Source organism: Rhodococcus sp. 14-1411-2a (assembly GCF_002259485.1).
GTDB lineage: Bacteria > Actinomycetota > Actinomycetes > Mycobacteriales > Mycobacteriaceae > Rhodococcoides.
In genome coordinates, this window is sequence record NZ_NPGA01000007.1 from 275,451 (window position 1) to 302,388 (window position 26,938).

Sequence of the window (26,938 nt, forward strand, 5' to 3'; positions counted from 1 at the left end):
CTACGATGACCGTCGTGATGGTTCCGACTCCGTACGAAGATCTGCTGCGCCACATCCTCGATACCGGGACGGCGAAATCCGACCGCACAGGAACCGGCACCACCAGCGTGTTCGGGCATCAGATGCGCTTCGATCTGGCAGCGGGCTTCCCGTTGATCACCACCAAGAAGGTCCACCTGAAGTCGATCGTCTACGAGCTCTTGTGGTTCCTACGCGGAGACTCGAACGCCACGTGGCTCCAAGAGCGCGGCGTCAGCATCTGGGACGAGTGGGCCGCTCCCGACGGCGAGCTCGGCCCCGTCTACGGAGTGCAGTGGCGATCGTGGCCCACCCCGTCGGGCGAGCACATCGACCAGATCAGCCAGGTCATCGAGACCCTGAAGACCGATCCGGATTCGCGGCGAATGATCGTCTCGGCATGGAACGTCGGCGAGATCCCACGGATGGCGCTCCCGCCGTGCCACGCGTTCTTCCAGTTCTACGTGGCCGACGGAAAACTCTCCTGCCAGCTCTACCAGCGCAGCGCAGACATGTTTCTCGGCGTGCCGTTCAACATCGCCAGCTACGCACTGCTCACGCACATGGTGGCGGCGCAGACCGGCCTCGAGGTCGGCGAGTTCGTCTGGACCGGCGGCGACTGCCACATCTACGACAACCACCGCGAGCAGGTCACCGAGCAGCTCTCACGCGAGGCGTATCCGTACCCCACTCTCAAACTTGCGCAACGGGATTCGATCTTCGATTACACCTACGAGGACATCGAGATAGTGGACTACCAGCATCACCCGGCGATCAAGGCCCCGGTAGCGGTGTGAGTGCACCGCAGTTCGTCGGCCTGATCTGGGCTCAGACCACCGCCGGCGTCATCGGAGACGCGGGATCGATCCCCTGGCACGTCCCCGAGGACATGGCGCACTTCAAATCGAAGACGGCCGAGCATCCGGTGATCATGGGCCGCAAGACCTGGGACTCACTGCCCGCGAAGTTCCGTCCACTGCCCGGCCGTCGCAACATCGTGGTCACCCGCAACTCCTCGTGGACTGCCTACGGTGCCGAGAACGCACCGAGTGTCGCCGACGCCGTGGCCCTGGTGGGCGAGAGCCCGGTCTGGATCATGGGCGGCGGCGAAATCTATCGCAGTGCAATGGATATCGCGACCCACCTGGAGGTGACCGAGGTCGATCTCGACGTCGAGGGCGACACGAGGGCTCCCGAGATTCCGGCCGGCTGGGTCGCGACGGCGGGCGAATGGCAGAACAGCCGGGTCGACGGGACCCGATTCCGCTTCGTGGAGTACGGAAAGCCTACCCAACCTTCTTGAGCGCGTTCAGGATTCCCCCGTCGCGACTGCGAGCGGTGCGTCATACTGACGATCATGGACAAGAAGTCACTCACCGCCCTTGCCCGCCAACAGCTCAAACTTGCAGTCGGCGCGTCGAGTGGCCGCAGTTCGCAGACGGTGTACGGCGGTCACCAGCGCCACCTGCGGCAGACGGTCGTGGCTCTGGCCGCAGGGAACAAGCTGGCCGAACACGACCTCTCCGGCGAGTCGACCGTCCTGGTACTCAGTGGCAAGCTCGAACTGATCTCCGGTGAGCGCTCCTGGAAGGGCTCGACCGGCGACCTTCTCGTCATCCCCGACGCCCGCCACAGCGTCGAGGCCCTCGAAGACGTGAGCTTCCTGCTGACCGTCGCTATGTGAGCGCTTTCCGCACCACCAGCACGGGGCAGTCCGCGGTGTTGACGAGCGCGAAACTCGTGGAGCCCAACAGCATTCCACCGAATCCGCCGCGCCCCCGGTTGCCCACCACGATCAACGCCGCGGTTTCGGACAGTCCGCTCAGAACCCGCACCGGACGGTCCTGAGCGACGACGCGCTGCACTTCGACGTCGGGGAACCTCTCCTGCCAGCCGGCGAGGCTCTCTGCCAGCAGAACCTCCTCGCCGTCGGCGATGGCCTGCCAGTCCTTGGGCGCACGGCCGAACGACTGGGTGAGATCGACATCGGACCACACGTGAACCGCGATCAGCACGGCACCCCGAGCGGATGCTTCGACGAAAGCCCACTCGACCGCAGCCTGGTTGACGTCCGAGCCGTCGATACCGACGATCACCGGCCCCTCGGCAACCGGGCGGCCATCGATGTCGCGGCCTCGCACCACCGCGACCGGGGACACGCTGTGCGCGGCCAACGAGAGTGTGACAGCGCCGGTTTCGCTGGCCCCGATCACCAGCATCTCGGCCTGCGCCGAGACGCCGATGAGAACATCCATCACGCCGCCCTCGACGGCACTGGAGGTCACCTCGAAGGCTGGATCGTCGACGACCAGTGCGGCCAGCGTTTCTGCCGCCACCAACCTCGACTTGGCAGTGGCAACGAATTCGGTTGCTTCTCCTGCGAATTCGCTCAGGTCGACCACCCCCGGCATGTCGACGGCAGTGACGATGTGCAATCGCCGATCCCGTCGGTGAGCGCAGAGAGCCGCCCAGATCACGGCCTTGTCCGCTGCAGCGGATCCGTCGATACCGACGATGATCGGTCGAGAGCCTGTCACGTTTCGGGCCTCCGGTCTTGCGCGAGAACCAATCCTCGCGCGTATGACGAATAGGCGTTCAGGCTAGTCGATGGGGTCCGCCCGAGCGCCTCTTCGATTCGAATCGAACCGAAGAGGCACCGGTCCCACGGACCCCCCGGGGTATGTGGTGTCAGCTGGCGCGCAATGCGTTCGAGTATTCCCGGACTCGTGTGCGGCCGAGCTGGGTTGCGGCGTCCTGGGCGTCGAGATGATCGAGATAGTCGGCCAGTTGGTCGCGGCTGCGGGCTCCGGCACCGAGATCGGTGCGCTCGAAGATGCGCCACTGCGACAACAGGGGTCGCAGAACATCGTCGAGATGGCGGCGCAGATCGTAGATTCCGTCCCGCGAGATGAGCATCGCGCTGCGCGCGAACCCCGGCAGGTTGGTGCCCGGCAGCTGAAAGTTCATGACGACCTCGGTGATCGCCGTGACGGTGAGCGACGGTGCCACCTCGAGCGCCGCGGAGACCAGGTCGGAAAAGAAGCGGACATGCAGATCCTGATCGGCGACGATGCGTCCGAGCAGGCGATCGGCCACCGGATCGTGGCACTGAGCGGCAGTGTTGCGATGACAGATGCTCGACACCGACTCGTCGAGGGTGACCTGGGCCAGCGACCGGAGCAGGTGCGCTCCGTTCATCGGGGCGTCGAAACCCACCGTCATACACTGCGCTCGGGCTCGACCGAGGGCGACCGGATCGACGCTGCGGGTGGCCACCAGGTAGTCGGTGACGGCCACTGCATGCCGGGTCCGTTCGTCGCTCCACTCCGTGAGCCACGACGGCCAGACCCCGACCTCGGAGGCAGCGGTATCTCGCCGGTAGAGCGGAATGTTCTGTTCGACCAGCAGAGTGGTCACCAGTGCCGCTTTGGCGGCCTCGGTCAAGGTCGAGGGCCGCGAACCCCAGTACATCTCGGCTCGGACGTAGTCGGCCGGTTCCCACGGCGCGGCCTCGGCGCGATGACGAGCCAGGTTGGCCTCGATGGTCGGCAACAGTTCTCGCAGAACCGCGAACTGCCCGATATCACTGCGCATGACCGCCCCTTCGTCGCCCGCCTACCCACTCCGACGGAGACAAAGGTAGATCCGCCGAACTCGCACCGCGGAGCGCTTGCGGATTGTTTAGGGCAAGTCGCAAGCGCTCGGGGAGCGCGCTCGAGACAGGTCACAACGAGTTTTGCCGAAATGGTGGATCACGCGTTGATAACAACCTATGATCGACCCTGTTAGAGGCCTGGAAACAAACTTGAAGTACGAAAACGCCGCGGTTTCGTCGGGGATTGCATACATTGAGCCGCGGAAGCGCATCGATACGCGCAAGTAAGTTTGCTCTCCGATGACCTGAAGATCCCAACACGAAGGGTTGATCTGTGACCGTTCACAACTCGACTAGCCTCGGAATCATGGTCGCGGGTCAGCCTGCGTCGGCTCCTCTTCGCGACTTCCGTGCAGTGGCACGGCTCCTCGTGGGGCACTTCGCCGCCAACACCCCCTGCGGGTCGTTGCCGGGCGAACAGCTCCACGGCGACGTCACCGAATTCACCGTCAAGTGCATCAGTATCGCCGTGCAGATGCTCGACGAACGGCGTGCTCCGGCCGAGTCCGACCTGGCCGAACTCCGCGCCAAGGCCAGCCAGTGGGCCCGCGAGGGTGTGCCCCTCGAGTCCGTGCTCAGCGTCTACCACGAGGGCATCCAGATCGGCTGGAATCTGGTGTCCAAGAGGGCAGGCGAGGGTGATGCCGCGCAACTGATCGAGGCCGCCCGGATGTTCGTGCTGCTGTCGGAGAAGGTGTCCATCGCCGCCAGCAAGAGCTACGTCGAGGAACTCCAGGCGGTCGCCAGCGAGCACCACACGGCAGCACACACCCTGGTGACCTCGCTGCTCAGCGGACACAACGCGGTCTCGATGGCCCGTCAGTCCGGCATCGAACTCGCCGACAGTTACCTCGTGCTCGCCATCTCGGTGCCGCCGCACCCCGACGAGAACGACCCCAACATCCAGAAGACCGTCGCCGCCCGCAGAAAGCTGCGCCGCGTCCAGGCCGAGCTGGCCACGATCTGCGGTCGCACTCCCCTCTCTCTGCTCAGCACCGAGGGTGGCACCGTGCTCATTCCCGGCACACACGACGACGAGTGGGTCGAGGCCCTGGTGCATCGCATCGGTACCGCCGCCGAGGTTCCCGTCACCGTCACCGCCGAGCAGGCCGCAACCGCCGACATCCCCACCGCAGCCGATCAGGTACACGAACTTCTGTCGCTGGCACACCAGCTGCACCGCCCGTCCGGCCTGTACCGCATGGACGACCTGGTGCTGGAGTACCAGCTCACGCGGCCTGGCCCCGGGCGGCGCCACCTGACCCAGATCCTCGAGCCACTCGATTCGTCCCCCGAGCTGCTCGAAACCCTCGAGATCCACATCTCCCACGATCTGAACCGTCAGCGGTCCGCTCGCCAGCTCCATCTGCACACCAACACCGTCGATTACCGCCTCAAGCGGATCGCGCAACTCACCGGGTTCGATCCCACCCGTCCCTCGGGAATTCGGCACCTGCAGGCCGCACTGGTGGCCCGGCGGCTCGAATCCTCGCGCGGCGCAGCGTGATCTGAGAACTCCGACCGGTTTCTCGACCCGACGGCAGGTAGCGTCGGAAGTATTCGAGGAGCAGGGGATCGTTGCATGACCAATTTGAAGCTCGAGCTGTCCGGTGTGGTCAAGGAGTACCCCACCGGCGAGCAACCGGTACGCGCGTTGGACGGTATCGATCTCACGATCGAGGGTGGCCAGTTCGTCTCGCTCGTCGCGCCGTCCGGTGCCGGAAAGTCGACGCTGCTGCACATGCTCGGCGCTCTCGACACGCCGACATCTGGTTCCATCCGGTTCGACGACGTCGAGGTCACCACCCTCGACGACAACGCCCAATCCGATTTTCGACGCCACCAGGTGGGGTTCGTCTTCCAGTTCTTCAACCTGCTGCCGACGATGTCCGCGTGGGAGAACGTCGCCGTGCCCAAGCTGCTCGACGGCACACCCATCAAGAAGGCCAGGACAGACGCGATGCGTCTGCTCGAGATGGTCGGACTCTCGAACCGATCCGAGCACCGGCCGGCACAGTTGTCCGGTGGTCAGATCCAGCGCATCGCGATCGCCCGGGCGTTGATGATGGATCCGGCGCTGCTGATCGCCGACGAACCGACCGGCAATCTCGATTCGAAGACCTCCCACAACGTCCTCGAGATCCTCGCCGACGTGGCGCACGCCAGCAACGGTCGTCGAGCAGTGGTGATGGCGACCCATGACCTCGAGGCGGCACGGTCCACCGATCGCATCGTCAGCATGATCGACGGTCGCGTCGAGACCGACACCCCGACCGCGGGCCTCGATCGGTGATAGGCACCGCGCTCAGCAGATTCAGAGTCATCAGCCTTCGCGATCTCCGCATGCACTGGGTGCGTTCGCTGGTCTCGGCCGGCGTCGTCGCCGTCGCGGCCGGGCTGCTCATCGCCGTCCTCGGCACGTACGGCTCCTTGACCGGATCCGTCGAGCGTCTCGCCGTGTCGATCGCCGGTAACGCGAACTACGAGATCGTCGGTGTCACCGACTCGGGCTTCGATCAGAGCGAACTCGACGCCGTCCGTGCTGTTCCCGGCGTCGAGACAGCGGTTCCATTGCTGCGAAGCACCGTTCGATCCGACGTCGGAGACCTGACGATTCTCGGTGTCGACTCATCCATCACGGCACTGCAATCCGATCTGGAAGGCGCAGTCGGCAACGCGGCAGGGTTGCTCACCGATCCGGCCGGCGTATTGGTCGGAGCCGCAACGGGTCTGACGCAGGGCGACACCGTCACCATCGACGAAGTTCCGACGGCGGTGGTCGGCGTGGTCGACGGCCCGGGAACGCAGCGCATCGGCGGGGGTATGTTCGCCGTCGCACTCGTCCCGACGGCTCAGGCGCTCACCGACCGCGCGGGTCAGCTCGATTCGATCTTCGTCCTCGGCAGCGGCGACTCTCTGCGCACCGACCTGGACGCCGCATTGGCCGGCCGGGTGTCGGTGATGAATCCGGACTTCCGGGCCGACCGCGCGAACCAGGCCATGAGCCTGACTCGCAATGCGACACTGATGGTCTCGCTCATCGCGTTCGTCGTCGCGGCGTTCCTCGTCTTCAACGTCATGAACATGGCCATCGCGAAACGTCGACCCACCATCTCTCTGCTCCGGGCAGTCGGCGGCCGCCGCGGCGACATCGTCCGCGACCTGCTGTTCGAGTCCGTGTTGGTCGGTCTCGTCGGCGGTGCCGTCGGTGTTCCGCTGGGAATCATGATGGGCCGCATCGCGATCGAAAGTCTGCCGCCGTTCCTCTCCCAAGCCTTCGATGCGCGAATCGAATACGTGCTGCCCGGCTTCGCGATTCCGGTGGCGATCGTCGCGTGTGTGCTGGCCTGCGTCGGGGCGTCGGCCGTCGCCGCCGTGCAGGTGTATCGCATCTCGCCGATCGAAGCGCTCGCAGTCGGCGGCGGAGAGACCTCCGGTGGCCCCGGTCTACGATTCACCCTGGCCGCGACCGTGTTCGGTGTGTTCGCCGTCGCCGGATCCTTCCTGTTCGCCGTCAACGTCGACGGGCAGTTGACCCTCGGAGCCGGTGCGTTGTTCATGTTCGGCGTCGTCGCGCTGTGCGTCGGCGCGACCGGTCCGATCGTGTCCGTCACCGCAGCGGTCCCCCGCCGCTGGGGTGGTGCCGGACGCCTCGCGACCGCCACCATCGAACGCGCCCCACGGCGAATCTGGGCAACCGTGATGACGATCGTGATCGCCGTGGGAGTCAGTGTGGGAGTGTCGGGTTCGCTGACCAACATGACCGACTCGGCAGCCGAATCGTTGTCGTCCTTGGCGAACACCGACCTGTACGTGTCGATGACCTCACCCGACGCCATACCGTCGGGCCCGATCGTTCCCGCTTCTGTCGACGACGCTGTCCGGGCGACGCCGGGGGTCTCTCGCATCGTCGAGGGACAGTGGGCATACGCGACGATCGACGGCGAGACGGTATCCATCCAGGGCGTCGCCGACGGTAGCAACGCGGTGACGCTCGCATCGCTCTCCGACGACGTGCGCGCGGCGGTGCTCGCCGGTGACGGTGTGGTGCTGTCACAGGGGTTCGGCAGAACACTCGGTGTCTCGGTGGGCGACTCCATCGATCTGCCGACGCCGACCGGGGTGCAGACCGTGCGGGTGCTGGACCTGGTCGAATACATCAACGCCGCCGGCGGCACGATGGCGATCTCGTTGGATTCGATGCAGCGTTGGTACGACCGGCCCGGGGCTACCTACCTCGAGATCAGCGTCGACGGAGACGTTGCGGCAGTCCAGGATTCGCTGCGCGCGGCGCTGCCACCCGAGGCTTTCGTCTACACCGGCGACGCCGCACTAGAGGGAACGAGCGCCGCTATCCGACAGTCCGGGGCACTTGCCATCGCGTTGCAGTGGATCGTGGCGCTCGTCGCTGCCGTCGCGTTGCTCAACACGTTGACACTGTCGGTACTCGAGCGTCGCCGCGAACTGGGGGTGCTGCGCGCCATGGGCGGTGGCCGCGGAACCCTGGCGCGAATGGTGCTCGCCGAGGCGCTCTCGGTCGGCGTCGTCGGTGGTGTGCTCGGCCTGATCATCGGTGCGGGTCTGCAATACCTGAGCACCCTGATCCTCGGAGCCAGCATCGGAATTCCGGTCGCCTACACCGCGAGCTGGTCGGTGCTGCTGTACGGACTCGTTGCCCTCGGCCTGTCGCTGTTGGGTTCGGCTCCACCTGCCGTGCACGCCTCTCGACTGAGCATCGTGGACGCTATCGCGGCGGATTAGATGGGGGGCGGGCTGGTCCTCAGGATCCGCAAATGCGCTCGCGTTTGTCAGGTGCGAGCGGAATAGACAGCCAGTGGCCGGCGACTCTGCGCGCGTTTGGCGAATGCGCGCGCGTTCGCACGAGGATGGTCGACGCCTTCGCCCGCGACATTCAATGCTTCGTCGGCATCGAATCGGCTGCCGATCACTCCGCTCACCAGCACCGCACTGCCCTGAACTTGATCGCATCGCCGACCGGAACGGCGAGGAGCAGCGGCAACCTGCTTCACGATCGGCACCATGGGCCGCTAGACTAGCGAGCGCGATGTGGGCCAGCTGCGCACCGAGGCAGCGAACCCATCCGCAACCGATTGTTCGATGGATCGAAAGCCGTTGCTGGACAATGGCTTCGGATCAGCAGAACGATCACCAGCCTTCGTAGCTCAGGGGATAGAGCAACCCTCTCCTAAAGGGTAGGTCGCAGGTTCGAATCCTGCCGAGGGCACCACGAGTCGACTTTGAGCTCCACCCTCCCCAATTGCTGGCAACTATTGCGCAGCCAGAAAACTCCCCGTATTATCGAACATGCATTCGAGTACTGGGGAGGAACTCGTGGTCACAGCTGTACAAGATTCACCACTCACGTCCGATGAAGTGCTGCGCTTCGTCGCGCGTCTTCAGTCATCGGAGTTCGACGCCGACGCAGCAGCCGGCATCGATTTGATCTCCGCTCTCGAGACCGTCAAGTGCGCCAGCGTGGCAACGCAAGCCGTGGTGACCGATGCCGTCGCAACGGCCATCAGCAACGAACGCAAAGAGCGAGGTAAGCCGAAAGCCCAGTGGCGCAATGGTATTGCATCACAGATCGGACTGGCTCGGCGCGAATCACCGAACCGTGGGGGCACTCACCTGGGACTCGCTCGCGCGCTCGTGCACGAAATGCCGCACACCCTGGCGCGGCTGAAAGCCGGGGAACTCAACGAGTGGCGCGCCGTGATCCTCGCTCGCGAAACCTCATGCCTCACCGTCGACGATCGCCGCACCATCGACGAACGACTGTGCGCAGACCCCGCCACTCTGGCCGGTGCCGGCGACCGCACCATCGAAGGCCGCGCCCGCGCACTCGCCAACGAACTCGACGCCGCCTCCCAGGTGAAACGACGCGCCAAGGCCTATGCAGCCAGGCGCACCAGCACCCGTCCAGCACCCGAATCGATGGGCTTCTTCACGGTCCTCACCTCGATGGAGAAGATGGTCTGCATGTGGGCGACGCTGCGACGAGACGCCGACACCATCATCAACTCCGGCGGTGACACACGCACCCGCGATCAGATCATGGCCGACCTCGTATTCGAGCGGGTCACCGGCGCATCAGCAGCACAGGGACCGCCGGTGACCGTCGACATCGTCATCTCGGATTCCACCCTCCTCGCCGGCGGTAACACGTCCGCCTACATGCACGGCTACGGCGACATTCCGTCCGATGTCGCACGGCAACTGATCCGAGACACACTCGACTGTGAGACGCACGTCGCATTGCGCCGCCTCTACGCGCACCCGACATCCGGTGCGCTGACGGCAGTGGAGTCCACTTCGCGCGCATTTCCCACCGCGCTGGGACGCCTGATAGATCTCCGCGATCGCACCTGCCGAACCCCGTGGTGCGACGCACCGATCCGTCACCACGATCACATCAGACCTCATTCAGCAGGCGGCAGAACGAGTGCCGAGAACGGCGCAGGCCTTTGTGCTGCATGCAATTACGCCAAAGAAGGTGAGGGCTGGACAGCCGAAGCATGGCGGGACAAACAGAACGCGCGACACCGCTACCGGCTCATCTCACCCACCGGGCACAGCTATGACTCGAGTGCGCCGCCGATGCCGGTGGTCGAGCTGTACAGCTCGACGATCGAGAACGTGATGATCACCGGTCTCTTCGACGACGACGCCGCATGACGGGTTGCGGCGGGAAGATACCGAGCACCGACTCGGTTACACTCGTCAACGGCGCGCGTAGCTGCACGCCAGACGTCGTGGAATGCTCCCGAACCTCCATGTGCACCCTGCACAGGCTTCTCTTACGGCGATCGAAACTGCCCACCGGCAGTCTCGCCACCTTGCATCTCGGCCCGAAGGCCCGCAGGTGCAACACCCTGCCCGAAAGGCACTTTTCATCACTATGACGACCCCACAGACTTTTTCTGCACTCGGCGTACCCCAGGCCATCGCGGATGTACTCGCGAGCCAGGGCAAGACCGAGGCATTCCCCATCCAGGCCGACACACTCCCCGACACACTGCAGGGACGCGACGTGCTCGGACGCGGAAAGACCGGCAGCGGCAAGACACTCGCCTTCTCGATCCCGATGGTTGCTCGCCTCGCCGGCCAGCTTCCCGGTAACCGCAAGCCCGGCCGCCCCCGTGGCCTGATCCTCGCGCCGACGCGTGAGCTCGCCACCCAGATCGCCGTCGCGATCGAACCCCTCGCGTCCGCGTACTCGCTGAAGGTCACCACGATCTTCGGTGGTGTCTCACAGGTCCGCCAGGTCTCCGCGCTCAAGGGCGGAGTCGACATCGTCGTCGCGTGCCCCGGTCGCCTCGAAGACCTGATGAAGCAGCGCCACCTCACCCTCGACGGCGTTCAGATCACCGTCCTCGACGAGGCAGACCACATGGCCGATCTCGGGTTCTTGCCCGTCGTCACCCGCATCCTCGCCGCCACCCCGGACAAGGGCCAGCGCATGCTGTTCTCCGCGACCCTGGACAACGGCGTCGACAAGCTGGTCAAGCGATTCCTGCACAACCAGATCACGCACTCCGTCGACGAGGCCACCTCACACGTCGAGGCCATGACGCACAGCGTGTTCGAGGTCGACGGCGTCGAAGCCAAGAAGAAGCTGGTCCACCAGCTCGCCTCCGGCACCGGACGACGCATCCTGTTCATGCGCACCAAGCACCAGGCCCGCAAGCTCGCCAAGCAGCTCACCGACGCCGGAATCCCGTCCGTCGACCTGCACGGCAACCTCTCGCAGGCCGCCCGTGACCGCAACCTCGCCGCGTTCTCCTCCGGCCAGGCCCGTGTTCTCGTCGCCACCGACGTCGCAGCTCGCGGCGTCCACGTCGACGACGTCCAGCTCGTCGTCCACGTCGACCCGCCGGCCGAGCACAAGGCGTACCTGCACCGTTCCGGCCGCACCGCACGCGCGGGAAGCGCCGGAGACGTCGTGACCGTCGTCCTGCCCGAGCAGCGCAAGGACACCGCAGTTCTGCTGCGCAAGGCCGATATCAAGGTCACCCCGGTCCGCGTCACCGCCGACTCGCCCGCAGTGGCGAACCTGGTCGGCGAGCAGGCTCGCTACGTCCAGCCGATGCCGAAGGCCGAGCCGGAAGTTCGCGCCGCGAACCCTCGCAACAGCAACAACGCCCGACGCGGCGGCCCGGCCCGCTCCGGTGGGCAGCCGCGCTCCGGTGGACAGCCACGCAGCGTTGGTCAGCCCCGCAATGGTGGTCAGCCGCGTAGCGGTGGCGGCGGCCACAGCCGTCGTGCAGCAGGGCCTGCCACGAGCCAGCGCAGCCGCTGACCCAGCCCGTGCGCACGCCCAAGTCCGGCCCTCTCGGTCCGCAGGAAATGGCGACCGCTGCCGTCATGAGCAGCTTCACCGTCGCGTTGACGGTGATCGGTGTGCTGGTACCGATGGCGGCGATCCTTCAGGTCGTCGCGGCGATTCCCATGTCGGTGGTCGCGCTCCGGTATCGGACTCGCGCACTGGTCACCTCCGCGGTCGCGGGCACCCTCGTCGGATTCGTCGCGGCCGGAACCCAGACAGCCATCACCGTGGCCAGCGCCGCCCTACTGGGCGGCCTGGTCGGGCGGGCGAAGCGCAAGAAGCAAGGACTGTTCGGCGTTCTCGTCACCTCGATGGTCGTCGGGCCGGTGCTCGGGGCGATGACGGTGCTGATGCTGCTCGTTCTCGTTCCGTTGCGCGAGCTGTTTCTCGAGACTCTCCGCAACACCTTCGAGGGCATTTCTCGGTTGCTCGAGCGCACATCGGCACTGCAAGGCGTGGCCGACGTGATCCGCACCAGCTCCACGACCGTGCTCGACAACTGGTGGTGGTGGGTCGGCGGGTCGATCGCCTTCGGCATCGTCACCGGAACGTTGTTCGCGTGGCTCATCCTCACCGCGATTCTGGACCGTCTCTCCACCATCCCCACCCCCGAGCCCCTGGCTTCCAGCACCGACGACGAGATCGGGCCGCTGCCGGTCACACTCACCGCGGTCGGGTTCCGGTACCCGGGAAGCACGACGTCCGCGTTGACCGGCGTCGACCTGCGCATCGACACCGGTGAATTCGTGGCGATCGTCGGCCACAACGGTTCCGGCAAATCGACGCTGACGCGGATCCTCGCCGGCCTCGAACCGTCGGAGGGCACCGTGGACAGGCCCGGCTCGACCGGACTCGGACGGTACGGCGGCACCGCGGTGGTGCTGCAGCGCCCCGAAAGCCAGATCCTCGGCACCCGCGTCGCCGACGACGTGGTGTGGGGACTGCCGCCCGGCGATTCACGCCCCGACGTAAAGGCCTTGCTCGACGAGGTCGGGCTCGGCGGTATGGGAGCGCGCGACACTGCCTCCCTCTCCGGCGGCGAAATGCAGCGACTCGCTGTCGCCGCAGCACTTGCTCGCCGTCCTGCACTGCTCATCGCCGACGAGGCAACCGCCATGATCGACGCCTCCGGGCGCGAACATCTGGTCTCGCTCCTCGCCGAATTGCCCCGCAGGCACCGGATGTCGGTTGTGCTCGTCACCCACCACGTCTCGGAAACCGTCGCCGCGGATCGCGTCGTACATCTGCACGAGGGTTATCAGGTGCAGCACGACTCGACGTGGATGCACGCTCGGACGGAGAACCCCGCTGCGCTGCACGACAATTCGAGCGAACGTCTTCTGGAACTGAGCGGCGTCGAACACACGTACAACCGGCGCACACCGTGGGCGCAGGTAGCACTGAACGGCATCGACATCACTGTCAAACGCGGTGAGGGTGTGCTCGTTCTCGGCGGGAACGGTTCGGGCAAGTCCACTCTCGCCTGGATCATGGCCGGCCTCACCGGCCCGACCAGAGGCACCGCCGAGCTCGGCGGCAAGGCGATGACCTCACGTGTCGGCGATGTCGGACTCGCATTTCAGCACTCGCGCCTGCAGCTGCAGCGGCGCACCGTCTCCGAGGACATCGCTGCCGCTGCCGGTCCCGAAACAGGTTCTGCCACAGTGTCGGCCGCGATGGATGCCGTCGGCCTGGACAGGTCGTTGGCGGCTCGCGACATCGATTCGCTCAGCGGCGGTCAGATGCGACGCGTGGTGCTCGCCGGGCTGATCGCGCGTCGTCCTCGGCTACTGGTTCTCGACGAACCCCTGGCCGGGCTCGACCCTCCCGGCCGCGACGACATCATCGGCGTTCTCGCCGGACTGCGCGATCGCGGCGTTGCCATCGTCGTCATCTCGCACGACGTGGACGGTATGGACACCGTCTGCAGTCGCACCATCACGATGGCCGACGGCCACATCGTCTCCGATTCGATCCTGGGGAGCGTGCACTCGTGACCACCGTCGTCTTGCGTCAGGTCCCGCGATTCTCACCGATCCACCGCCTGTGGGCCGGCACCAAACTCGTCGCCGTGCTGCTGCTGAGCATCACTCTCGTGGTGGCACCGACGTGGCCTGCCCTCGGAATAGTGTTCGCGCTGTTGGTCATCGCCGCGATCATCGCTCATGTCCCGATCACCGCGGTGCCGCGTCCACCGTGGTGGATCTGGGCACTGTTCGGCGTCGGAGCTCTCATCAATCTGCCGATCGGCGGCGCGGCAGTGCTGGTGTATCTGCGCGCGACGCTGTTCATCTTCGTCCTGCTCGGCGCATCGATGATGATCGGCTGGACCACGTCGATGAGCGACATCGCCCCTGCGGTCTCCAAACTGGGCGCGCCGCTGAAGAAGCTGAAGTTGCCGGTCGACGAGTGGGCCATCGCCGTGGCCCTGAGCCTGCGGTCGCTTCCGCTGCTGATCGAAGAGATGCGCACCCTCAATGCTGCCCGACGCCTTCGCCCCAAGCCGGTCGTCAACAGCGCGTCGGACAATTCTCTGGTCGACATCGTCACGACGGTGATGTCGGTGGCGATCAGGCGGGCCGACGAAATGGGTGGGGCCATCACCGCCCGCGGCGGAACCGGAATGATCACCGCCACCGACGCCCGGTTCAAGGCCTCCGACGCGGTGACGCTGACCGTGGTGACTCTGGCGTGCGCCGCAGCCATCGCGATCAGCTTCCTGTTGGGCTGACCTACTCCCCCGCGAGACGTTCGGTGCGCGAGTTCAAGGCCTTGACGAACACGTCCGGGATGTCTCGCGGATCCTCGGCGACATAACTCGTTCCGCCGGTCGCAGCCGAGATCTGCTGCAGTGCAACCGGATCTGCATCACTGGTGACACCGACTGTGATGATCACGATGGGTCGCACCGGATCCTGCTCCTTCTGCAGCGACGCCAGCAGCTCGTCGAGGGAGATACTGCCCTCGTCCTCGTTGGCACCGTCGGTCAGGATGATGACACTGTTGACGTAGTCGGGGTCGTATCCCTCCTTGACCCGCCGGAATGCAGCCAACGTGGTGTCGTAGAGCCCCGTTCCGCCGCCGACGAGAGCCGGGAGCCCCCGGATCGAATCGAGAATGGCGTCGCGCTGCGATTTTCCGTTGAACGTACCGTCGGCCTTACCCATCGGCACCAGCTCACGGTGGTCCTGCTTGCCACCACCGAGCCCGATCGAGAACGCCCACAACCCCATCTGCGTCTGATCGCTGAAGAGTGAGTTGGCACCTACCGACGCGTCCACGGTCAGCGCGATGCGGGTGGAGTCGCCCGATTTCGCGGCCATCGAACCCGACACGTCCTCGACGACGAGGGTGCGCAACGGCAGTGCGAGTACGGCCCAGTCCCGCAGCGTCGTCTCGATGGACAGCGGGTTCTTGATCTCGAGCGACGCAACGGACCCGACGCCTCGGCCGTCGGGAAGTGGTGTGCCACTCGATGTTCGGAAGCCGGCTGCGACCAAGGTCTCGGCGGCAGACGCGGTGGCGAGAACCGAGCCCAGTGCGGCTCCGGCCTGCTTGACGCGGTCGTATTCGGGGCCGGCAGGCGCGGTCACGGCCAGCGGGTAGTTGAGGAAATAGCTGCCGGTCGGCGGAACCGACTCGGTCAGTCCCGATCCCGGATTGTCGGCCTCGTACGCAAGCAGTGCCTGCTCGGTCGCCACGCTGGTGCCACCCTCGGCGGCCACCTGGGCCACCAGATCCGGGGTGTCGTGTGGAGTGTCCGCGATTCGTCCGAAGTCCTGAGCCATCGGGACCAGGGCCGCCGACACGGCCTTGGCGTCGGAGATTGCCACCTCGGATTCGGCCAGCGCACCGAGGATCGCGGCATTCGAGGCGCTGCTGGTCAGGGGATCACCGATGCGTTGCCCGGGAAGCTGGAGCACGCTGAGCCAGGTATCGGTCACCGGCGCGGCATCGGACTTCGAGACCAGGACCGGCAGCGTGTTCGCGACGGAGGCCTTGGCCAGCTCGGGAAGCGCACCGGTCGAGCGAAGAGTCTTGAGCAGCCACAGCGTCGAATCCGGTATCCACAGGTCCGGGCGATTTTCGGTTCCGGCGATCTCGGTGGCGGTGTCGGCGGGACGTTCGGGGCGAACCTCGAAGTTCACGCAACCACGATCGAACTCGGTGGCCTGCGCGAGAATCTGCTCGACGGGCTCGGCGATGGAGGTGTCCACGGCGAGCGAGACGGTGTCGACGGAATCGCAGGAATCAACACCGGACGCGCGGACGGCCTGAACGCCGAACCAACCACCGACCACGACGACGACTGCCACCAGCGCAAGCACCGACCAGATCGCGGCCGAACCGAACCGCCGCGCACTACCGCTGTGACGTCCCGACATCGATGCAACCCCCTGCTCGCCCCCCGCTGCACTCACAGGACGAGTGCAAGCGCACGCGCCCTCAGAAGTGACGCGACGCACAGCATAGTAGCCTTCTCAGCGACCGGAGCGACTTCTCAGCGCATTGACGAAAACGTTCGGGATCTCCGCGGGATTTCGAGCAACGAAGCTCGTACCACCCGTTGCTGCCGAAATCTGTTGCAGCACACCAGCATCGGCGTCGTCGGTGATGCCGATGGTGACGATGACGACCGGCCTGGACGGGTCCTGCTCGGCGCGCAGAGTGGACAGCAGCTCGTCGAGCGCGATGCTGTCGGGGTCCTCGTTGGTGCCGTCGGTGAGGATGATGACGCTGTTGACCGCGTCGGGATCGTAGCCCTGCTGCACCGTGCGGAACGCTGCCAACGTGGTGTCGTAGAGACCGGTACCACCTCCGACCAGGGCCGGAAGCGTTCGAGTCTGCTGCAGCAGCACCTCACGCTGCGTGGTGTTGCCGACTTTTTCGTCCATTCGCCGGATCGGTGCGAGCTCACGGTAGTCCTGCGATTCGCCGCCGAGTCCGATCGAGAATGCCCACAACCCCATCGACGCGTTGTCGGGGAACAGTCGATTTCCGGTTTCGCTGGCCTGCACCGTCAATGCGATACGTGAGTCGGCCCCCGCGCTGTAGTTCATCGATCCGGAGACGTCCTCCATCACCAGAGTCCGCGACGGCAGCGCCAACACCTGGTACTGGCGCAGCGTCGACTCGGCGGCCTGCTGGTCGGCGATCGTCAGAGGCGTCACGTCACCGATCCCGCGATCGGAATCGAGGGGTGCGTTGTCCGCGGAGCGGAACCCCGCATCGGACAGAGCCCGCTGCCCCTGTTCGGATTCGATGGCCGTGGCCAGTGCCGTCCCGACGGATTTCGCGGTCTCGTGTCGATCCCCTGCGGGCTCGGTCACGGCCAGCGGAAAGTTGAGGAAGATGCTGCCCGTCGGCGGCACCGTCGCGCCCAGTTCGACGTTGTTGTCCTGCTGGTAGGCCAGAAAGGCCTGCTCGGAGACCACTGCGACACCGCCGTCGGCAACCAGATCGTCCAGCCGTACCGTCGGATCGGCCTCACCGCGAGTGGCGGCCTGGGCCTGAGCGATGGGGACGAGCGCCGCTCCGACCGAGTCCAGGGCGGTCTCGTCCGATCCGGCCTCGGCCACCGCGCCCAGGATGGCCGCATCGGATGTGGTGTTGGTCAGCGGGTTGCCGATGCGCAGACCTTCGAGCTTCAACGCGGTGAGCCAGGTGTCGAAGAACGGCACCTCGTCCTTGCGGGCCGCGAGCACAGCCGGGGTGCCGGCCACCGACTGACTCGCCAGGTCGATCAGCGACGCAGTGGACCGCACGGTCTTGCCGATCCACAGCGAGGAATCCGGAATCCAGAGAGAGGGAACGTCGTCGCCCTTGGCGACCGCAGCCGAGACCTGGCCGGATTCGGTTGCGGTGACCTCGATCCGAGCGCAACCGAGGCTTTCCGCGGACGTCTCGTCGACGATCTTCTGCAGCACCGGCGCGATGGCAGGGTCCGCGGCCAGAGAGTAGGACGCGGGATCGCCGCATTCGGAACCGAATGCCTTCTGCGCGACGACCACTCCGCCGCCCACCACGAGAAACAGGGCCACGGCCACGACGCCGTACTTGGCGAATCCTCTGCTGCTCGTCGCGGACGACGGGGCACTGTGTCTACCGGGCATGGACGGCTCCTACTTCACTGGTCGTTCCACAGGCTCCACCCCTGCCGCGTCAGGCGTAGATCTTGACGAACGTCTTCAGCGAGTTCTCGATGTCGCCCTTGAGGGCGCGTGCGACGCCGGACCCGATCGGACCGAACAGCGGCGCGCCGCCGAGGTTGACGTCGATGGTGATCTCGGAGCCTTCACCCTTGGATTTCACGGACAGGTTCAGGCCGATCTTGACGCCGCCCTTACCGTTGCCCTTGAGCTCGAGCTTCTTGGGCGGATCGTAGGACTCGATCTTCCAGGACACCCGGTTGCGCATGCCCTTCACGCTGGCGACGGAATCCAAGGTGGTGCCCACGGCCAGTTGCTCGGGCAGCTCACCGCGCCACGCTTCGTGGATGGAGAGCCACTGCTCGTATCCGGACAGATCGGACGCGTGCGCCCACGTCTGCTCGGGGGTGAGTGGGACGTCGAGGGAAACCTTCAGCTTGGCCACAGCAGGGATGGTAACCGCTGCACGAAAAATGTCCGTGTGAGGCCTTGCTCACACGGACATTTTCGGGGGGACCTGCTATCGACTAGTGAGCGCTGGCCTTCTCCGCACCGATACCGGTGAGGGAGCGAACCTCCATCTCGGCCTGCTTGTCGGTGTTCTCGGTGTCCTTCGAGATCAGAGTTCCGACGATGCCGAGGATGAATGCCAACGGGATCGAGACGATGCCGGGGTTGGAGAGCGGGAACCAGGCGAAGTCCGAGCCGGGGACCATCGACGTCGGCGATCCGGAGACGGCCGGGGAGAAGATGATCAGCACGATCGTCGAGATCAGGCCGCCGTACATGCTGAACAGTGCGCCGGTGGTGGTGAAGCGACGCCAGAACAGCGAGTACAGGATGGTCGGCAGGTTCGCGGCCGCAGCAACGGCGAACGCGAGTGCCACCAGGAAGGCGATGTTCTGCCCGTTGGCGAGGATGCCGAGGCCGATGGCCAGGACGCCGATTACGACGGCGGTGATCCGCGAGACCTTGACCTGCTTCTTGTCGTCGACCTTGCCCTTCTTGATGACGCTCGCATAGATGTCGTGAGCGAACGACGCCGAGGCGGTGATCGTCAAGCCGGCGACCACGGCGAGGATCGTCGCGAAGGCGACCGCCGAGATGATGCCGAGCAGGATCACGCCGCCGAGCTCGAAGGCCAACAGCGGAGCCGCGGAGTTCTGGCCGCCGGCCGAGGCCAGGATGCGGTCTGGTCCGACGATCGCTGCGGCTCCGTAGCCGAGCACGAGGGTGAACAGGTAGAACGCACCGATGAGCGCGATGGCCCACACGACGCTGCGGCGAGCTTCCTTGGCGGTGGGCACCGTGTAGAAGCGCATCAGCACGTGCGGCAGACCCGCGGTACCGAGCACGAGTGCGAGACCGAGCGAGAGGAAGTTGATCTTCGAGGTGGCACTGCCGCCGTACTGAGCGCCGGGCTCGATGACGTCACGTGCAGCCACGGCCTCGTTGGCCGATCCGGCCACCATGGCCTGCGCGCTGCCGAGCAGTTCGGAGAAGTTCATGCCGAACTTCGCGAGAACGAGGACGGTCATGAACGCTGCGCCGGTGATGAGCAGGACGGCCTTGATGATCTGCACCCAGGTGGTGCCCTTCATTCCGCCGATGAGCACGTACGCGATCATCAGCACGCCGACGATGGCGATGACAATGGACTGTCCGGTGCGGTCGGAGATGTCGAGCAGCAGTGCGACGAGTCCGCCGGCACCGGCCATCTGCGCGAGCAGGTAGAACAGCGAGACGGTCAGGGTCGACAGCGCGGCCGCGGTGCGAACCGGGCCCTGCTTGAGCCGGAAGCTCAGTACGTCCGCCATCGTGAATTTGCCGGTGTTCCTGAGCAATTCGGCGACGAGGAGCAGCGCGACGAGCCAGGCGACGAGGAAACCGATGGAGTACAGGAAGCCGTCGTAACCGTAGACGGCGATGGCACCGGCAATGCCGAGAAAGCTTGCTGCAGAGAGGTAGTCACCGGCGATCGCGACGCCGTTCTGCGGTCCGGAGAATCCGCCGCCTGCGGTGAAGAACTCCGCGGAGGTCGCATTCTTCTTCGATGCGCGGATGACCACGAACATCGTCACGAGTACGAACGCACCGAAGATCGCGATGTTGACGAGTGGTTCACCGACGGTGGTGTCGGTGGCCTGGGCAAGGATGTTCATCAGCTTTTCGCTCCCTGGGAGGCTTCCATCTCGGCGCGCAGGGCTGCGGCGCGAGGATCGAGTTCACGGTTGGCGAACTTCACGTAGATGCCCGTGATGGCGAACGTCGTGACGAACTGGCCGAGGCCGAGCAGCAGCCCGACGTTGATGTTGCCCCACACCTTGGTCGACATGAAGTCGACCGCGTAGGTGCTCAGCAGCACGTAGATGACGTACCAGACCAGGAAGAACCCGGCCATCGGGAACACGAAGCTACGCAGACGACGCCGAAGTTCCTGGAACTCTGGACTGGCCTGCATGTCGACGAACGCTTGCGCGTCCGGTGGCGAATTGGTTTCCGGTGCGGTCACCTTGGACTCCTGAAGTAGATGTGAGCTGTAGCTGACTCGGAACAGTAATGAGAGTCAGGTCACAAAATCAGGAGGTGGTGTCGATCACACGATGGGAAGCGGGAGTGTGCGACAAGCGGTCGAGAATGGCAGTTGAGCGGTGGAGCCTGCGGAATGACCCAGCGGTCTCAGAGCTCGCGCTCGCGATCTTTGCCCATGTCGAGGCCTTCGGGCAGGTGCAGTCGCGCGAAGATGCGGGAGATGTCGGGCGGGACGGTTTTTCGGGTGGCGAGGCTGACGGCGATCATCGCGGCGAAGGCGACGGGCACGCTGACGGCGGCGGGGTAGCCGAGAATCGCTGCTGCCCAGCCGCCGAGGACGCCGTCGGAGATGGGGGTGACGACGGAGATCGACGCAGCGACGAGAGAGATGCCGCCGCCGAGGAACAGTCCGGCTGCCGCTCCCGCCGCGGTGAGTCCGCGCCACCAGATGCCCAGTACCAGCAGGGGGCACAGGGTGGATGCGGCGACGGCGAAGACGAGCCCGACGGTGCGCGAGAGGTCCAGGGAGACAACGCCGATCGACAGCGCCAACGGAACGGCGCCGGCGAGAATCGCGGCGACGCGGAAGTCTCGGACCTTGCCCGAGAGGACGTCGGTACTGAGCACCCCGGCGATGCTGACCAGCAGACCGGATGAGGTCGACAGGAAGGCCGCGATGGCACCGGCGGCCACCAGCGCGGCCAGCAGTTGGCCCGGTATTCCGGACAGCACCGAGCCGGGCAGCAGCAGCACTGCGGCGTCGGATGCTCCGGTGATCAGCAGTTGCGGCACGTACAGGCGGGCGAAGACGCCGAGCACCGTCGGGAACAGGTAGAACATGCCGAGCAACGCCAGGACGGTGAGCGAGGTCAACCGCGCCGCTCGGCCGTCCGGGTTGGTGTAGAACCGCACCAGCACGTGCGGCAGGCCGAGGGTTCCGAGGAACGTGGCCAGAATCAGCGAGTAGACCTGATAGAGGGGATGCGCTCCGCCCAGTCCCCCGCCGGGCATCGCCCACGCTCGGTCGGTGGTCGGCGCGCCTGCGACGACGGGAACAGGCGATCCGGCGTCGAGCGTCAGCAACGTGCCCGAGCCCAACCGGTGTTCACCTGCGTCCAGTAGCACTCGCCCGTCGACGCTCTCGTCGTCGAGGGTTCCCACCACCGACACGACGATCGGCGAATCGACCTGCACGAGAACGTCGGTGGTGATGTCGACGACGGTCTGCTCGGACACGGTCGGCGGGGCGGGGCTGCCGACGCTACGGTCGTCGGCGAAGAAGTGCACGGCCAGCACCAGTGCCGGGATGGCGATCGCGGTCAGTTTGAGCCAGTACTGGAAGGCCTGGACGAAGGTGATCGAACGCATGCCACCGCCGACGACGTTCGCGATGACGATGAGTCCCACCGCCAGGGCCCCGACCCACCCCGGCACCCCCAACAGAATGTTCAGCGTCAGGCCTGCGCCTTGGAACTGCGGCACCAGGTACAGCGCGCAGATGACCACGACCACGAGCATCGCCACGGTGCGCAACCATGGTGCGCCGAGCCGGAATTCGACGAAATCGGGCACCGTGTACGCGCCGCTTCGACGCAGCGGTGCGGCGACGAACAGCAGCAGACCCAGGTAGCCGGCGGTGAACCCTACCGGGTACCACAGCGCATCGGCTCCGTACTTCGCGATGAGCCCCGCAACCCCGAGGAACGATGCAGCAGAGAGGTATTCACCACTGATGGCGGCGGCGTTCCAGCGTGGACCGACGCTTCGCGAGGCGACCAGGAAGTCGGAGGTGGTGCGTGCCAACCGAACTCCGTAGATACCGATGCCCACGGTGGCCACGGCGGCCGCCAGCAGCGCGATCACCGTCGCGATCGGAATGGACCCGTTCACCGAATCCGCCCCTTCTCGCCATGCCCTGCACGGGAACGGCGCACTTCGCGGACCGTAGCGAAATCGACGACATCTCGGGTCGTGCAGTGGGACGATCTACCGATGCAGTGGACGAGCGCCACCTGATGTCCGTGACGGCAGCCGTCTCTGCGTGTCTTCCGTTGGCGGCCGGGGCGCTGATCGCGCACCTGCCCACCACGGCGATGGCTGCTGCCCTGGCCACACTCAACACCGGTTCCGTACTCGCTCGGTTCACCGCCGGATGGCTGGTCGGCGTCACGGTCGTCGGGACGGCAGGCTTGGTGGTCGTGGACACCGCGGTGGTGGCCGCGGACTCGTCCGCCTGGGTGCGGTGGTTGAGAATCGCGCTCGGCGTCGCTCTGCTGATCCTGGGTGCCCGCAAGCTGATCGAGCGCGTACGACACGGCCCGGCCCGCGAGGAACCGAAATGGGTGGACAGAGCACGTCGCCTCGACGGTGGCAGGGCATTCGCGACCGCGTTCCTCCTCGGATCGGTCAATCCGAAGAGTGTGGTCATCGCACTGTCGGCCGTGGCGGTGATCGTGGACGCGTCCTCGGCCGTGGCCGTCCAAGCGGCGGCTCTCGTGGTGTTCGTGGTGGTGTCCAGCCTCGGTGTAGCGGCACCCGCACTCGCGTTGCTCGTCTTCCGCGACCGTGCTCGCCGGCCACTGAACGCGATCGTCGACGGATTCATCGCGCACAGTGGCCTCGTTCTGGCCGTGATCCTGTTGGGCCTCGGCACGTACATGACACTGAACGCCCTCTGATCCCTCGGCGTCGTCAATCATCGGTCAAGGCGGTGAAGTCCTGCTCGTTGCGTTCGGCTCGACGCGTATACACCCAGCCGACACCGAACAGCAATGGATAGATCGCCACCCCCAGCACCAACCACGGCAGACCGATACCGAACGGCGCGACGTCGGTGAAGCGGGCGAGGAGCATGCCCAGCAACGGAATTGCGAACAGAATCGACAGCGTCATCACCGCCAGGCGCACCGACAGCAACAGCTGCGCGCGAACCAGGCTACGAACCAGAGCGTCGCCGACCTCGGTCTGCTCCTGCACTTCGACGCGGGTGCGCACCATCCGTGCGCCGCGACGTTGCGAGAGCACCACCCGTTGTCGGTGCGGCTGGCTCACTGCCGATCCCTCGTCACCGAGACGACCACGATTGCAACGGACCGCGGACCAGTCTGTCCTTGAGTTCTCTGGCGTGCCGTCGACTCACCGGCAGTTCGCAGGCAGCGAGGTTACCGCTGGCCCGCAGGCACACCACCAGACCCGAACCGACGCTGCGGATCCCCGTGACCAACCGCAGCGAGACCAGGTAGGAGCGGTGCACGCGCAGGAATCCGGCATCGGCCCAACGACTTTCGAGAGCCGAGATGGGTATGCGCACCAGGTGTGAGCCGTTGGAGGTGTGCAGTCTCGCGTAGTCGCCGTCGGCTTCGACCCACGCGACCGACGACCGGTGCACCAGGGTGGTGGTTCCGCCGAGTTCGACGGGAATGACCTCGTCGGCCGAGGTGTCCGCGGACTCAGCGGGTCGACGCCGCGCGAGCAGCACCCGGCGCAGCGCCTCGGTGAGCCGATCCTCCCGCAACGGCTTGAGCAGGTAATCGACGGCACCGAGATCGAAGGCAGCCAGTGCCCGGTCGTCGTGGGCGGTGACGAACACGACCGCGGGTGGCCGCGCGAATGCCGACAGGATGCCGGCCAGTTCGAGACCGTCGAGCCCGGGCATGTTGATGTCGAGGAAGACCGCGTCCACCACTGGTTGCCCCGGGGCGGCGGTGTTCTGGATCTGCCGCAGGGCAGTGGTGGCGTCCTGCGCCGTGAACACCTCGGCGACGGTCTCCTGCTGGCGCAGCAGGAAGGCGAGTTCGTCCAGCGCCGGGCGCTCGTCGTCGACGGCGAGGACGACCAATCCGCGGCCGGGGTTGTCTTTGGCAGCCTGCGTCATGCCCGCACTCCCGGCCTGAATTTGGGCACCCGCATGCTGACTTTGGTGCCTGCGCCCGGTGCGGTGTCCACTACGAGACCGTAGTCGTTTCCGAAGGCTGCCCGCAGCCGATCGTCCACGTTCGCCAATCCGACATGGGCCGCGTCCTCGGTGTGCAGGCTTCCCGAGCGCAACACCTCGGGGTCCATCCCCACACCGTCGTCCTCGATACTGATCACTGCGTCGGTGCCCTCGTCGGCGGCGATGATCGTCACGCGGCCGCCGTCGGCCTTACCGGACAGGCCGTGCCGGACGGCGTTCTCGACGAGCGGCTGCAGCGCGAGAAACGGCAGGGCGACGCCCAACACCTCGGGCGCGACCTGCAACGTGACCTGCAGGGAGTCGCCGAAGCGGGCGCGTTCGAGCATCAGGTACCGATCGATGTTGCGTAGCTCGTCCGCGAGCACCGTGAACTCTCCTGCGTTGCGAAACGAGTATCGGGTGAAGTCGGCGAACTCGAGCACCAGCTCCCGCGCCCGATCCGGGTCGGTGCGCACGAACGACGCGATCGTGCCCAATGCGTTGTAGATGAAGTGCGGACTGATCTGTGCGCGCAGGGCCCGCACCTCGGCGCGGTCCAACCGCGCTCTCGACGCATCGAGTTCGGCGAGTTCGATCTGCCCGCACGCATAGCGAGCCACCTCGGCGATGGCCCCGAGCATGCCCGGTCCTGGCTCGGCGACGACAGCGGCCCCCAACACCCCGACCACCGGAGATTCGTCGACGACCAACGGCTGCACCACCAGCGCTCTCACCTCGTGGATCGACCCGAGCGGCAGACGCACCAGGACGCGCCGCTGCCCGTCCACCGCCCGCTTCGCCGCCTCGACGAATGCCGGTGTCAGCTCGTCCCACGGCCCGTCCCAGGCCAGCAGCGAACCGTCGGGATCGCAGATGCCCAGAGCATCCGCACCCGTCAGCACCCGCAGATGCGGCGCGGCGGCGGCGGCCGAACGAGCGTCGAGACCGTCGCGCAACGGCTTGGCCGCCAGCGAGGCGGTGTGCAGGGTGGCGTGGACGGCCCGCTCGGCAGGTGTGGTGAGGTCACGTCGACCGCGCAGGCTGATCACGGCGATCACCGAGACGATCACGGCCACGATCACCGCCAGTGCCGCCAGTGCCGCGGTCATCGCGCGCACGTGGTCGAGGTGGGCACGTTCAGGAAGCGTTCGACGAGCCAGTCGACTCCGATGCCGTTGGCGGCCAGTTCGGCATGGCCCTGCTCCGGTTCGAAGCGAAGCTCGACATCGTCGCCGAGTGCGCAGGCCCGCGCTACCGCGTCGCGGGTCCACCGGGGATCGATGAGGTCGTCGCGTTCGCCGACCAGGACGAACAGCGGTACCCCGGTGCGAGTGGTCGGTAGCGCCTCCGATTCGAGCCACCGCCTCATCCGATCCGATGCCTCCTCGGAGTCCGGGAGGGCATCGGCCGGATCGAGGACGGCTCCGGCGTCGGCCTTGGAGAAGCCGAGCAGATCACTGCAGGCGGTCAGTGCGGTCACGTTGTCGGCGAACGTGCCGCGGATGTAGTCGGAGCGTTCGGCACTCGGATCCGCGGTGCGCAGACCCTCGTACAGATACGGCACCAGCAGCTGACGCGGCACGCTCTGCTCGGTCTCGGGCGCGAAGAAACGCGTCAGATCGGCCGTGGGCGAGAGCGCCGCGGCTCCGACCAGTTGCAGACCGTCGCCGTAGTTCTCGTTGCGCTCGGCTGCCGCCCAGACTGCTTGTCCGCCTTGGGAGGTGCCCACTGCACCCCACCTGGTGCCGACGTCGGGGACCACGTTGCGGGCCGCGCGGACCGCGTCGATGACGTCGTACGCTGCGGCGTCCCGGTCGAGGTAGGCCGGATCTCCCGGAGTCCCGAGGCCCTGATAATCCGTCACCACGACCACCGTGCCGCGTTCGAGGAACGGCGTCACCAGGCCGATGGTGCCCAACAGATTCGGGTACAGCGAGGGCGCACACTCGTCGGTGACACCGGTGGTTCCGTGCCCGACCGAGACGATCGGCCAGCCTCCGGGCGGCGCAGACCCGTTGGGCACGAACACCGTTCCCGAGGTCTGCGTACCGCCTCCGGTGACCCCGTCGGTGGTGCGGTAGACGATTTTCGTGGCGGTCGCGCCGAGATAGGCGACACCGATGTCGACCTGACCGAGCAGCATCGAGGACACGATCTCACCGCGTTCGAAGCCCTCGGGTGCCGGAGCGGAGCCTGCGGACTGCACGGGGGCCGGGTCGACCGATTCGGCGGTGGGAGTGCTGCACGCGGCAAGGGCGAACACCAGTGCCGCGGCGACCACCGATCCGGTCGACCTCACTGTC

Annotated in this window: 24 protein-coding genes and 1 tRNA gene; 12 read left to right on the forward strand and 13 right to left on the reverse strand. The window is 66.1% G+C overall.

What is annotated here, in order from left to right:
* Positions 1-14: 14 nt before the first annotated feature.
* The 3 genes from CH291_RS03280 to CH291_RS03290 are packed head-to-tail and all read left to right on the forward strand — an operon-like array spanning position 15 to position 1,702.
* Positions 15-815, forward strand: a complete 801-nt coding sequence (locus CH291_RS03280; RefSeq protein ID WP_094686774.1) for a thymidylate synthase — start codon at positions 15-17, stop codon at positions 813-815.
* Positions 812-1,321: a dihydrofolate reductase gene (locus CH291_RS03285; protein ID WP_094686713.1), complete on the forward strand. Its 510-nt coding sequence runs from the start codon at positions 812-814 to the stop codon at positions 1,319-1,321. Before CH291_RS03280 ends, CH291_RS03285 begins: the two co-directional genes overlap by 4 nt.
* 54 nt (positions 1,322-1,375) lie before the next feature.
* A complete protein-coding gene (locus tag CH291_RS03290) occupies positions 1,376-1,702 on the forward strand; it encodes a cupin domain-containing protein (RefSeq protein WP_068050089.1) in 327 nt (108 codons plus the stop codon).
* On the opposite strand, the gene CH291_RS03295 is transcribed toward CH291_RS03290, so the two are convergent.
* Positions 1,695-2,555 carry a universal stress protein gene (locus CH291_RS03295; protein WP_068050086.1) on the reverse strand — a complete coding sequence of 287 codons (861 nt, stop codon included), beginning with the start codon at positions 2,553-2,555 and terminating at the stop codon, positions 1,695-1,697. The two genes, CH291_RS03290 and CH291_RS03295, sit on opposite strands and share 8 nt — an antisense overlap.
* A gap of 151 nt (positions 2,556-2,706) precedes the next feature.
* A complete protein-coding gene (locus tag CH291_RS03300) occupies positions 2,707-3,612 on the reverse strand; it encodes an acyl-ACP desaturase (RefSeq protein ID WP_094686714.1) in 906 nt (301 codons plus the stop codon).
* A 368-nt stretch (positions 3,613-3,980) separates the two neighbouring features.
* On the opposite strand from CH291_RS03300, the gene CH291_RS03305 reads away from it, so the two are divergent.
* The 3 genes from CH291_RS03305 to CH291_RS03315 all read left to right on the forward strand — a co-directional run bounded on the left by CH291_RS03305 (position 3,981) and on the right by CH291_RS03315 (position 8,434).
* Positions 3,981-5,180 carry a PucR family transcriptional regulator gene (locus CH291_RS03305; RefSeq protein ID WP_230596303.1) on the forward strand — a complete coding sequence of 400 codons (1,200 nt, stop codon included), beginning with the start codon at positions 3,981-3,983 and terminating at the stop codon, positions 5,178-5,180.
* 84 nt (positions 5,181-5,264) lie between these two features.
* Complete coding sequence (locus tag CH291_RS03310) at positions 5,265-5,966, forward strand: ABC transporter ATP-binding protein (protein WP_094686775.1); 702 nt, start codon at positions 5,265-5,267, stop codon at positions 5,964-5,966.
* A gap of 50 nt (positions 5,967-6,016) precedes the next feature.
* Entirely contained in the window at positions 6,017-8,434 is a 2,418-nt protein-coding gene (locus CH291_RS03315) for an FtsX-like permease family protein (RefSeq protein WP_143545874.1), read from the forward strand.
* A 47-nt stretch (positions 8,435-8,481) separates the two neighbouring features.
* Here CH291_RS03315 and CH291_RS03320 read toward each other — a convergent pair whose 3' ends face one another.
* Positions 8,482-8,715: a hypothetical protein gene (locus CH291_RS03320; RefSeq protein ID WP_094686716.1), complete on the reverse strand. Its 234-nt coding sequence runs from the start codon at positions 8,713-8,715 to the stop codon at positions 8,482-8,484.
* A 130-nt stretch (positions 8,716-8,845) separates the two neighbouring features.
* On the opposite strand from CH291_RS03320, the gene CH291_RS03325 reads away from it, so the two are divergent.
* The 5 genes from CH291_RS03325 (at position 8,846) to CH291_RS03345 (ending at position 14,751) form a co-directional block, all read left to right on the forward strand.
* Positions 8,846-8,921, forward strand: a tRNA-Arg gene (locus tag CH291_RS03325).
* Between the two features lie 104 nt (positions 8,922-9,025).
* Entirely contained in the window at positions 9,026-10,369 is a 1,344-nt protein-coding gene (locus CH291_RS03330) for an HNH endonuclease (RefSeq protein WP_179276432.1), read from the forward strand.
* A 223-nt stretch (positions 10,370-10,592) separates the two neighbouring features.
* Positions 10,593-11,993 carry a DEAD/DEAH box helicase gene (locus tag CH291_RS03335; protein ID WP_179276433.1) on the forward strand — a complete coding sequence of 467 codons (1,401 nt, stop codon included), beginning with the start codon at positions 10,593-10,595 and terminating at the stop codon, positions 11,991-11,993.
* Positions 11,994-12,001: 8 nt separating this feature from the next.
* The gene (locus CH291_RS03340) at positions 12,002-14,017 is read left to right on the forward strand and encodes a DUF2232 domain-containing protein (protein ID WP_306437672.1); all 2,016 of its coding nucleotides are present in this window, start codon (positions 12,002-12,004) and stop codon (positions 14,015-14,017) included.
* Positions 14,014-14,751 (forward strand): energy-coupling factor transporter transmembrane component T family protein, encoded by a 738-nt coding sequence (locus CH291_RS03345; RefSeq protein ID WP_094668567.1) that lies wholly within the window; start codon positions 14,014-14,016, stop codon positions 14,749-14,751. The genes CH291_RS03340 and CH291_RS03345 overlap by 4 nt, the downstream gene beginning before the upstream one ends.
* 1 nt (position 14,752) lies before the next feature.
* Here CH291_RS03345 and CH291_RS03350 read toward each other — a convergent pair whose 3' ends face one another.
* The 6 genes from CH291_RS03350 to CH291_RS03375 form a co-directional block, all read right to left on the reverse strand.
* Positions 14,753-16,441: a substrate-binding domain-containing protein gene (locus CH291_RS03350; RefSeq protein ID WP_255183327.1), complete on the reverse strand. Its 1,689-nt coding sequence runs from the start codon at positions 16,439-16,441 to the stop codon at positions 14,753-14,755.
* Between the two features lie 60 nt (positions 16,442-16,501).
* A complete protein-coding gene (locus tag CH291_RS03355) occupies positions 16,502-18,133 on the reverse strand; it encodes a substrate-binding and VWA domain-containing protein (protein WP_094686719.1) in 1,632 nt (543 codons plus the stop codon).
* Between the two features lie 49 nt (positions 18,134-18,182).
* Positions 18,183-18,614, reverse strand: a complete 432-nt coding sequence (locus CH291_RS03360) for a type II toxin-antitoxin system Rv0910 family toxin (protein WP_068050069.1) — start codon at positions 18,612-18,614, stop codon at positions 18,183-18,185.
* 82 nt (positions 18,615-18,696) lie between these two features.
* Positions 18,697-20,331: a solute symporter family protein gene (locus tag CH291_RS03365; protein WP_176460550.1), complete on the reverse strand. Its 1,635-nt coding sequence runs from the start codon at positions 20,329-20,331 to the stop codon at positions 18,697-18,699.
* The gene (locus tag CH291_RS03370) at positions 20,331-20,630 is read right to left on the reverse strand and encodes a DUF485 domain-containing protein (RefSeq protein ID WP_032378306.1); all 300 of its coding nucleotides are present in this window, start codon (positions 20,628-20,630) and stop codon (positions 20,331-20,333) included. The genes CH291_RS03365 and CH291_RS03370 overlap by 1 nt, the downstream gene beginning before the upstream one ends.
* A 218-nt stretch (positions 20,631-20,848) precedes the next feature.
* The gene (locus CH291_RS03375; protein ID WP_068283549.1) at positions 20,849-22,591 is read right to left on the reverse strand and encodes a sodium/solute symporter; all 1,743 of its coding nucleotides are present in this window, start codon (positions 22,589-22,591) and stop codon (positions 20,849-20,851) included.
* Between the two features lie 86 nt (positions 22,592-22,677).
* Here CH291_RS03375 and CH291_RS03380 point away from each other — a divergent pair, with 86 nt between their 5' ends.
* Positions 22,678-23,379: a GAP family protein gene (locus CH291_RS03380; protein WP_218829008.1), complete on the forward strand. Its 702-nt coding sequence runs from the start codon at positions 22,678-22,680 to the stop codon at positions 23,377-23,379.
* Positions 23,380-23,392: 13 nt separating this feature from the next.
* On the opposite strand, the gene CH291_RS03385 is transcribed toward CH291_RS03380, so the two are convergent.
* The 4 genes from CH291_RS03385 to CH291_RS03400 all read right to left on the reverse strand — a co-directional run bounded on the left by CH291_RS03385 (position 23,393) and on the right by CH291_RS03400 (position 26,934).
* Positions 23,393-23,698, reverse strand: coding sequence for a hypothetical protein (locus tag CH291_RS03385; RefSeq protein WP_231893895.1), 306 nt, complete (start codon positions 23,696-23,698; stop codon positions 23,393-23,395).
* A 67-nt stretch (positions 23,699-23,765) separates the two neighbouring features.
* Positions 23,766-24,575, reverse strand: coding sequence for a LytR/AlgR family response regulator transcription factor (locus tag CH291_RS03390; RefSeq protein WP_094639503.1), 810 nt, complete (start codon positions 24,573-24,575; stop codon positions 23,766-23,768).
* Positions 24,572-25,744: a sensor histidine kinase gene (locus CH291_RS03395; RefSeq protein ID WP_094669772.1), complete on the reverse strand. Its 1,173-nt coding sequence runs from the start codon at positions 25,742-25,744 to the stop codon at positions 24,572-24,574. The genes CH291_RS03390 and CH291_RS03395 overlap by 4 nt, the downstream gene beginning before the upstream one ends.
* Entirely contained in the window at positions 25,741-26,934 is a 1,194-nt protein-coding gene (locus tag CH291_RS03400) for an alpha/beta hydrolase family protein (RefSeq protein ID WP_256980711.1), read from the reverse strand. Before CH291_RS03400 ends, CH291_RS03395 begins: the two co-directional genes overlap by 4 nt.
* Positions 26,935-26,938 lie beyond the last annotated feature (4 nt).

Bases quoted from the DNA above. Each gene is read 5' to 3' on its own strand.
- CH291_RS03290 (WP_068050089.1), top strand. From the start codon at position 1,376: ATGGACAAGAAGTCACTCACCGCCCTTGCCCGCCAACAGCTCAAACTT.
- CH291_RS03300 (WP_094686714.1), bottom strand. From the start codon at position 3,612: ATGCGCAGTGATATCGGGCAGTTCGCGGTTCTGCGAGAACTGTTGCCG.
- CH291_RS03305 (WP_230596303.1), top strand. From the start codon at position 3,981: ATGGTCGCGGGTCAGCCTGCGTCGGCTCCTCTTCGCGACTTCCGTGCA.
- CH291_RS03315 (WP_143545874.1), top strand. From the start codon at position 6,017: ATGCACTGGGTGCGTTCGCTGGTCTCGGCCGGCGTCGTCGCCGTCGCG.
- CH291_RS03320 (WP_094686716.1), bottom strand. From the start codon at position 8,715: ATGGTGCCGATCGTGAAGCAGGTTGCCGCTGCTCCTCGCCGTTCCGGT.
- CH291_RS03335 (WP_179276433.1), top strand. From the start codon at position 10,593: ATGACGACCCCACAGACTTTTTCTGCACTCGGCGTACCCCAGGCCATC.
- CH291_RS03355 (WP_094686719.1), bottom strand. From the start codon at position 18,133: ATGCCCGGTAGACACAGTGCCCCGTCGTCCGCGACGAGCAGCAGAGGA.
- CH291_RS03365 (WP_176460550.1), bottom strand. From the start codon at position 20,331: ATGAACATCCTTGCCCAGGCCACCGACACCACCGTCGGTGAACCACTC.
- CH291_RS03370 (WP_032378306.1), bottom strand. From the start codon at position 20,630: ATGCAGGCCAGTCCAGAGTTCCAGGAACTTCGGCGTCGTCTGCGTAGC.
- CH291_RS03385 (WP_231893895.1), bottom strand. From the start codon at position 23,698: ATGGTGCGCACCCGCGTCGAAGTGCAGGAGCAGACCGAGGTCGGCGAC.
- CH291_RS03390 (WP_094639503.1), bottom strand. From the start codon at position 24,575: ATGACGCAGGCTGCCAAAGACAACCCCGGCCGCGGATTGGTCGTCCTC.
- CH291_RS03395 (WP_094669772.1), bottom strand. From the start codon at position 25,744: ATGACCGCGGCACTGGCGGCACTGGCGGTGATCGTGGCCGTGATCGTC.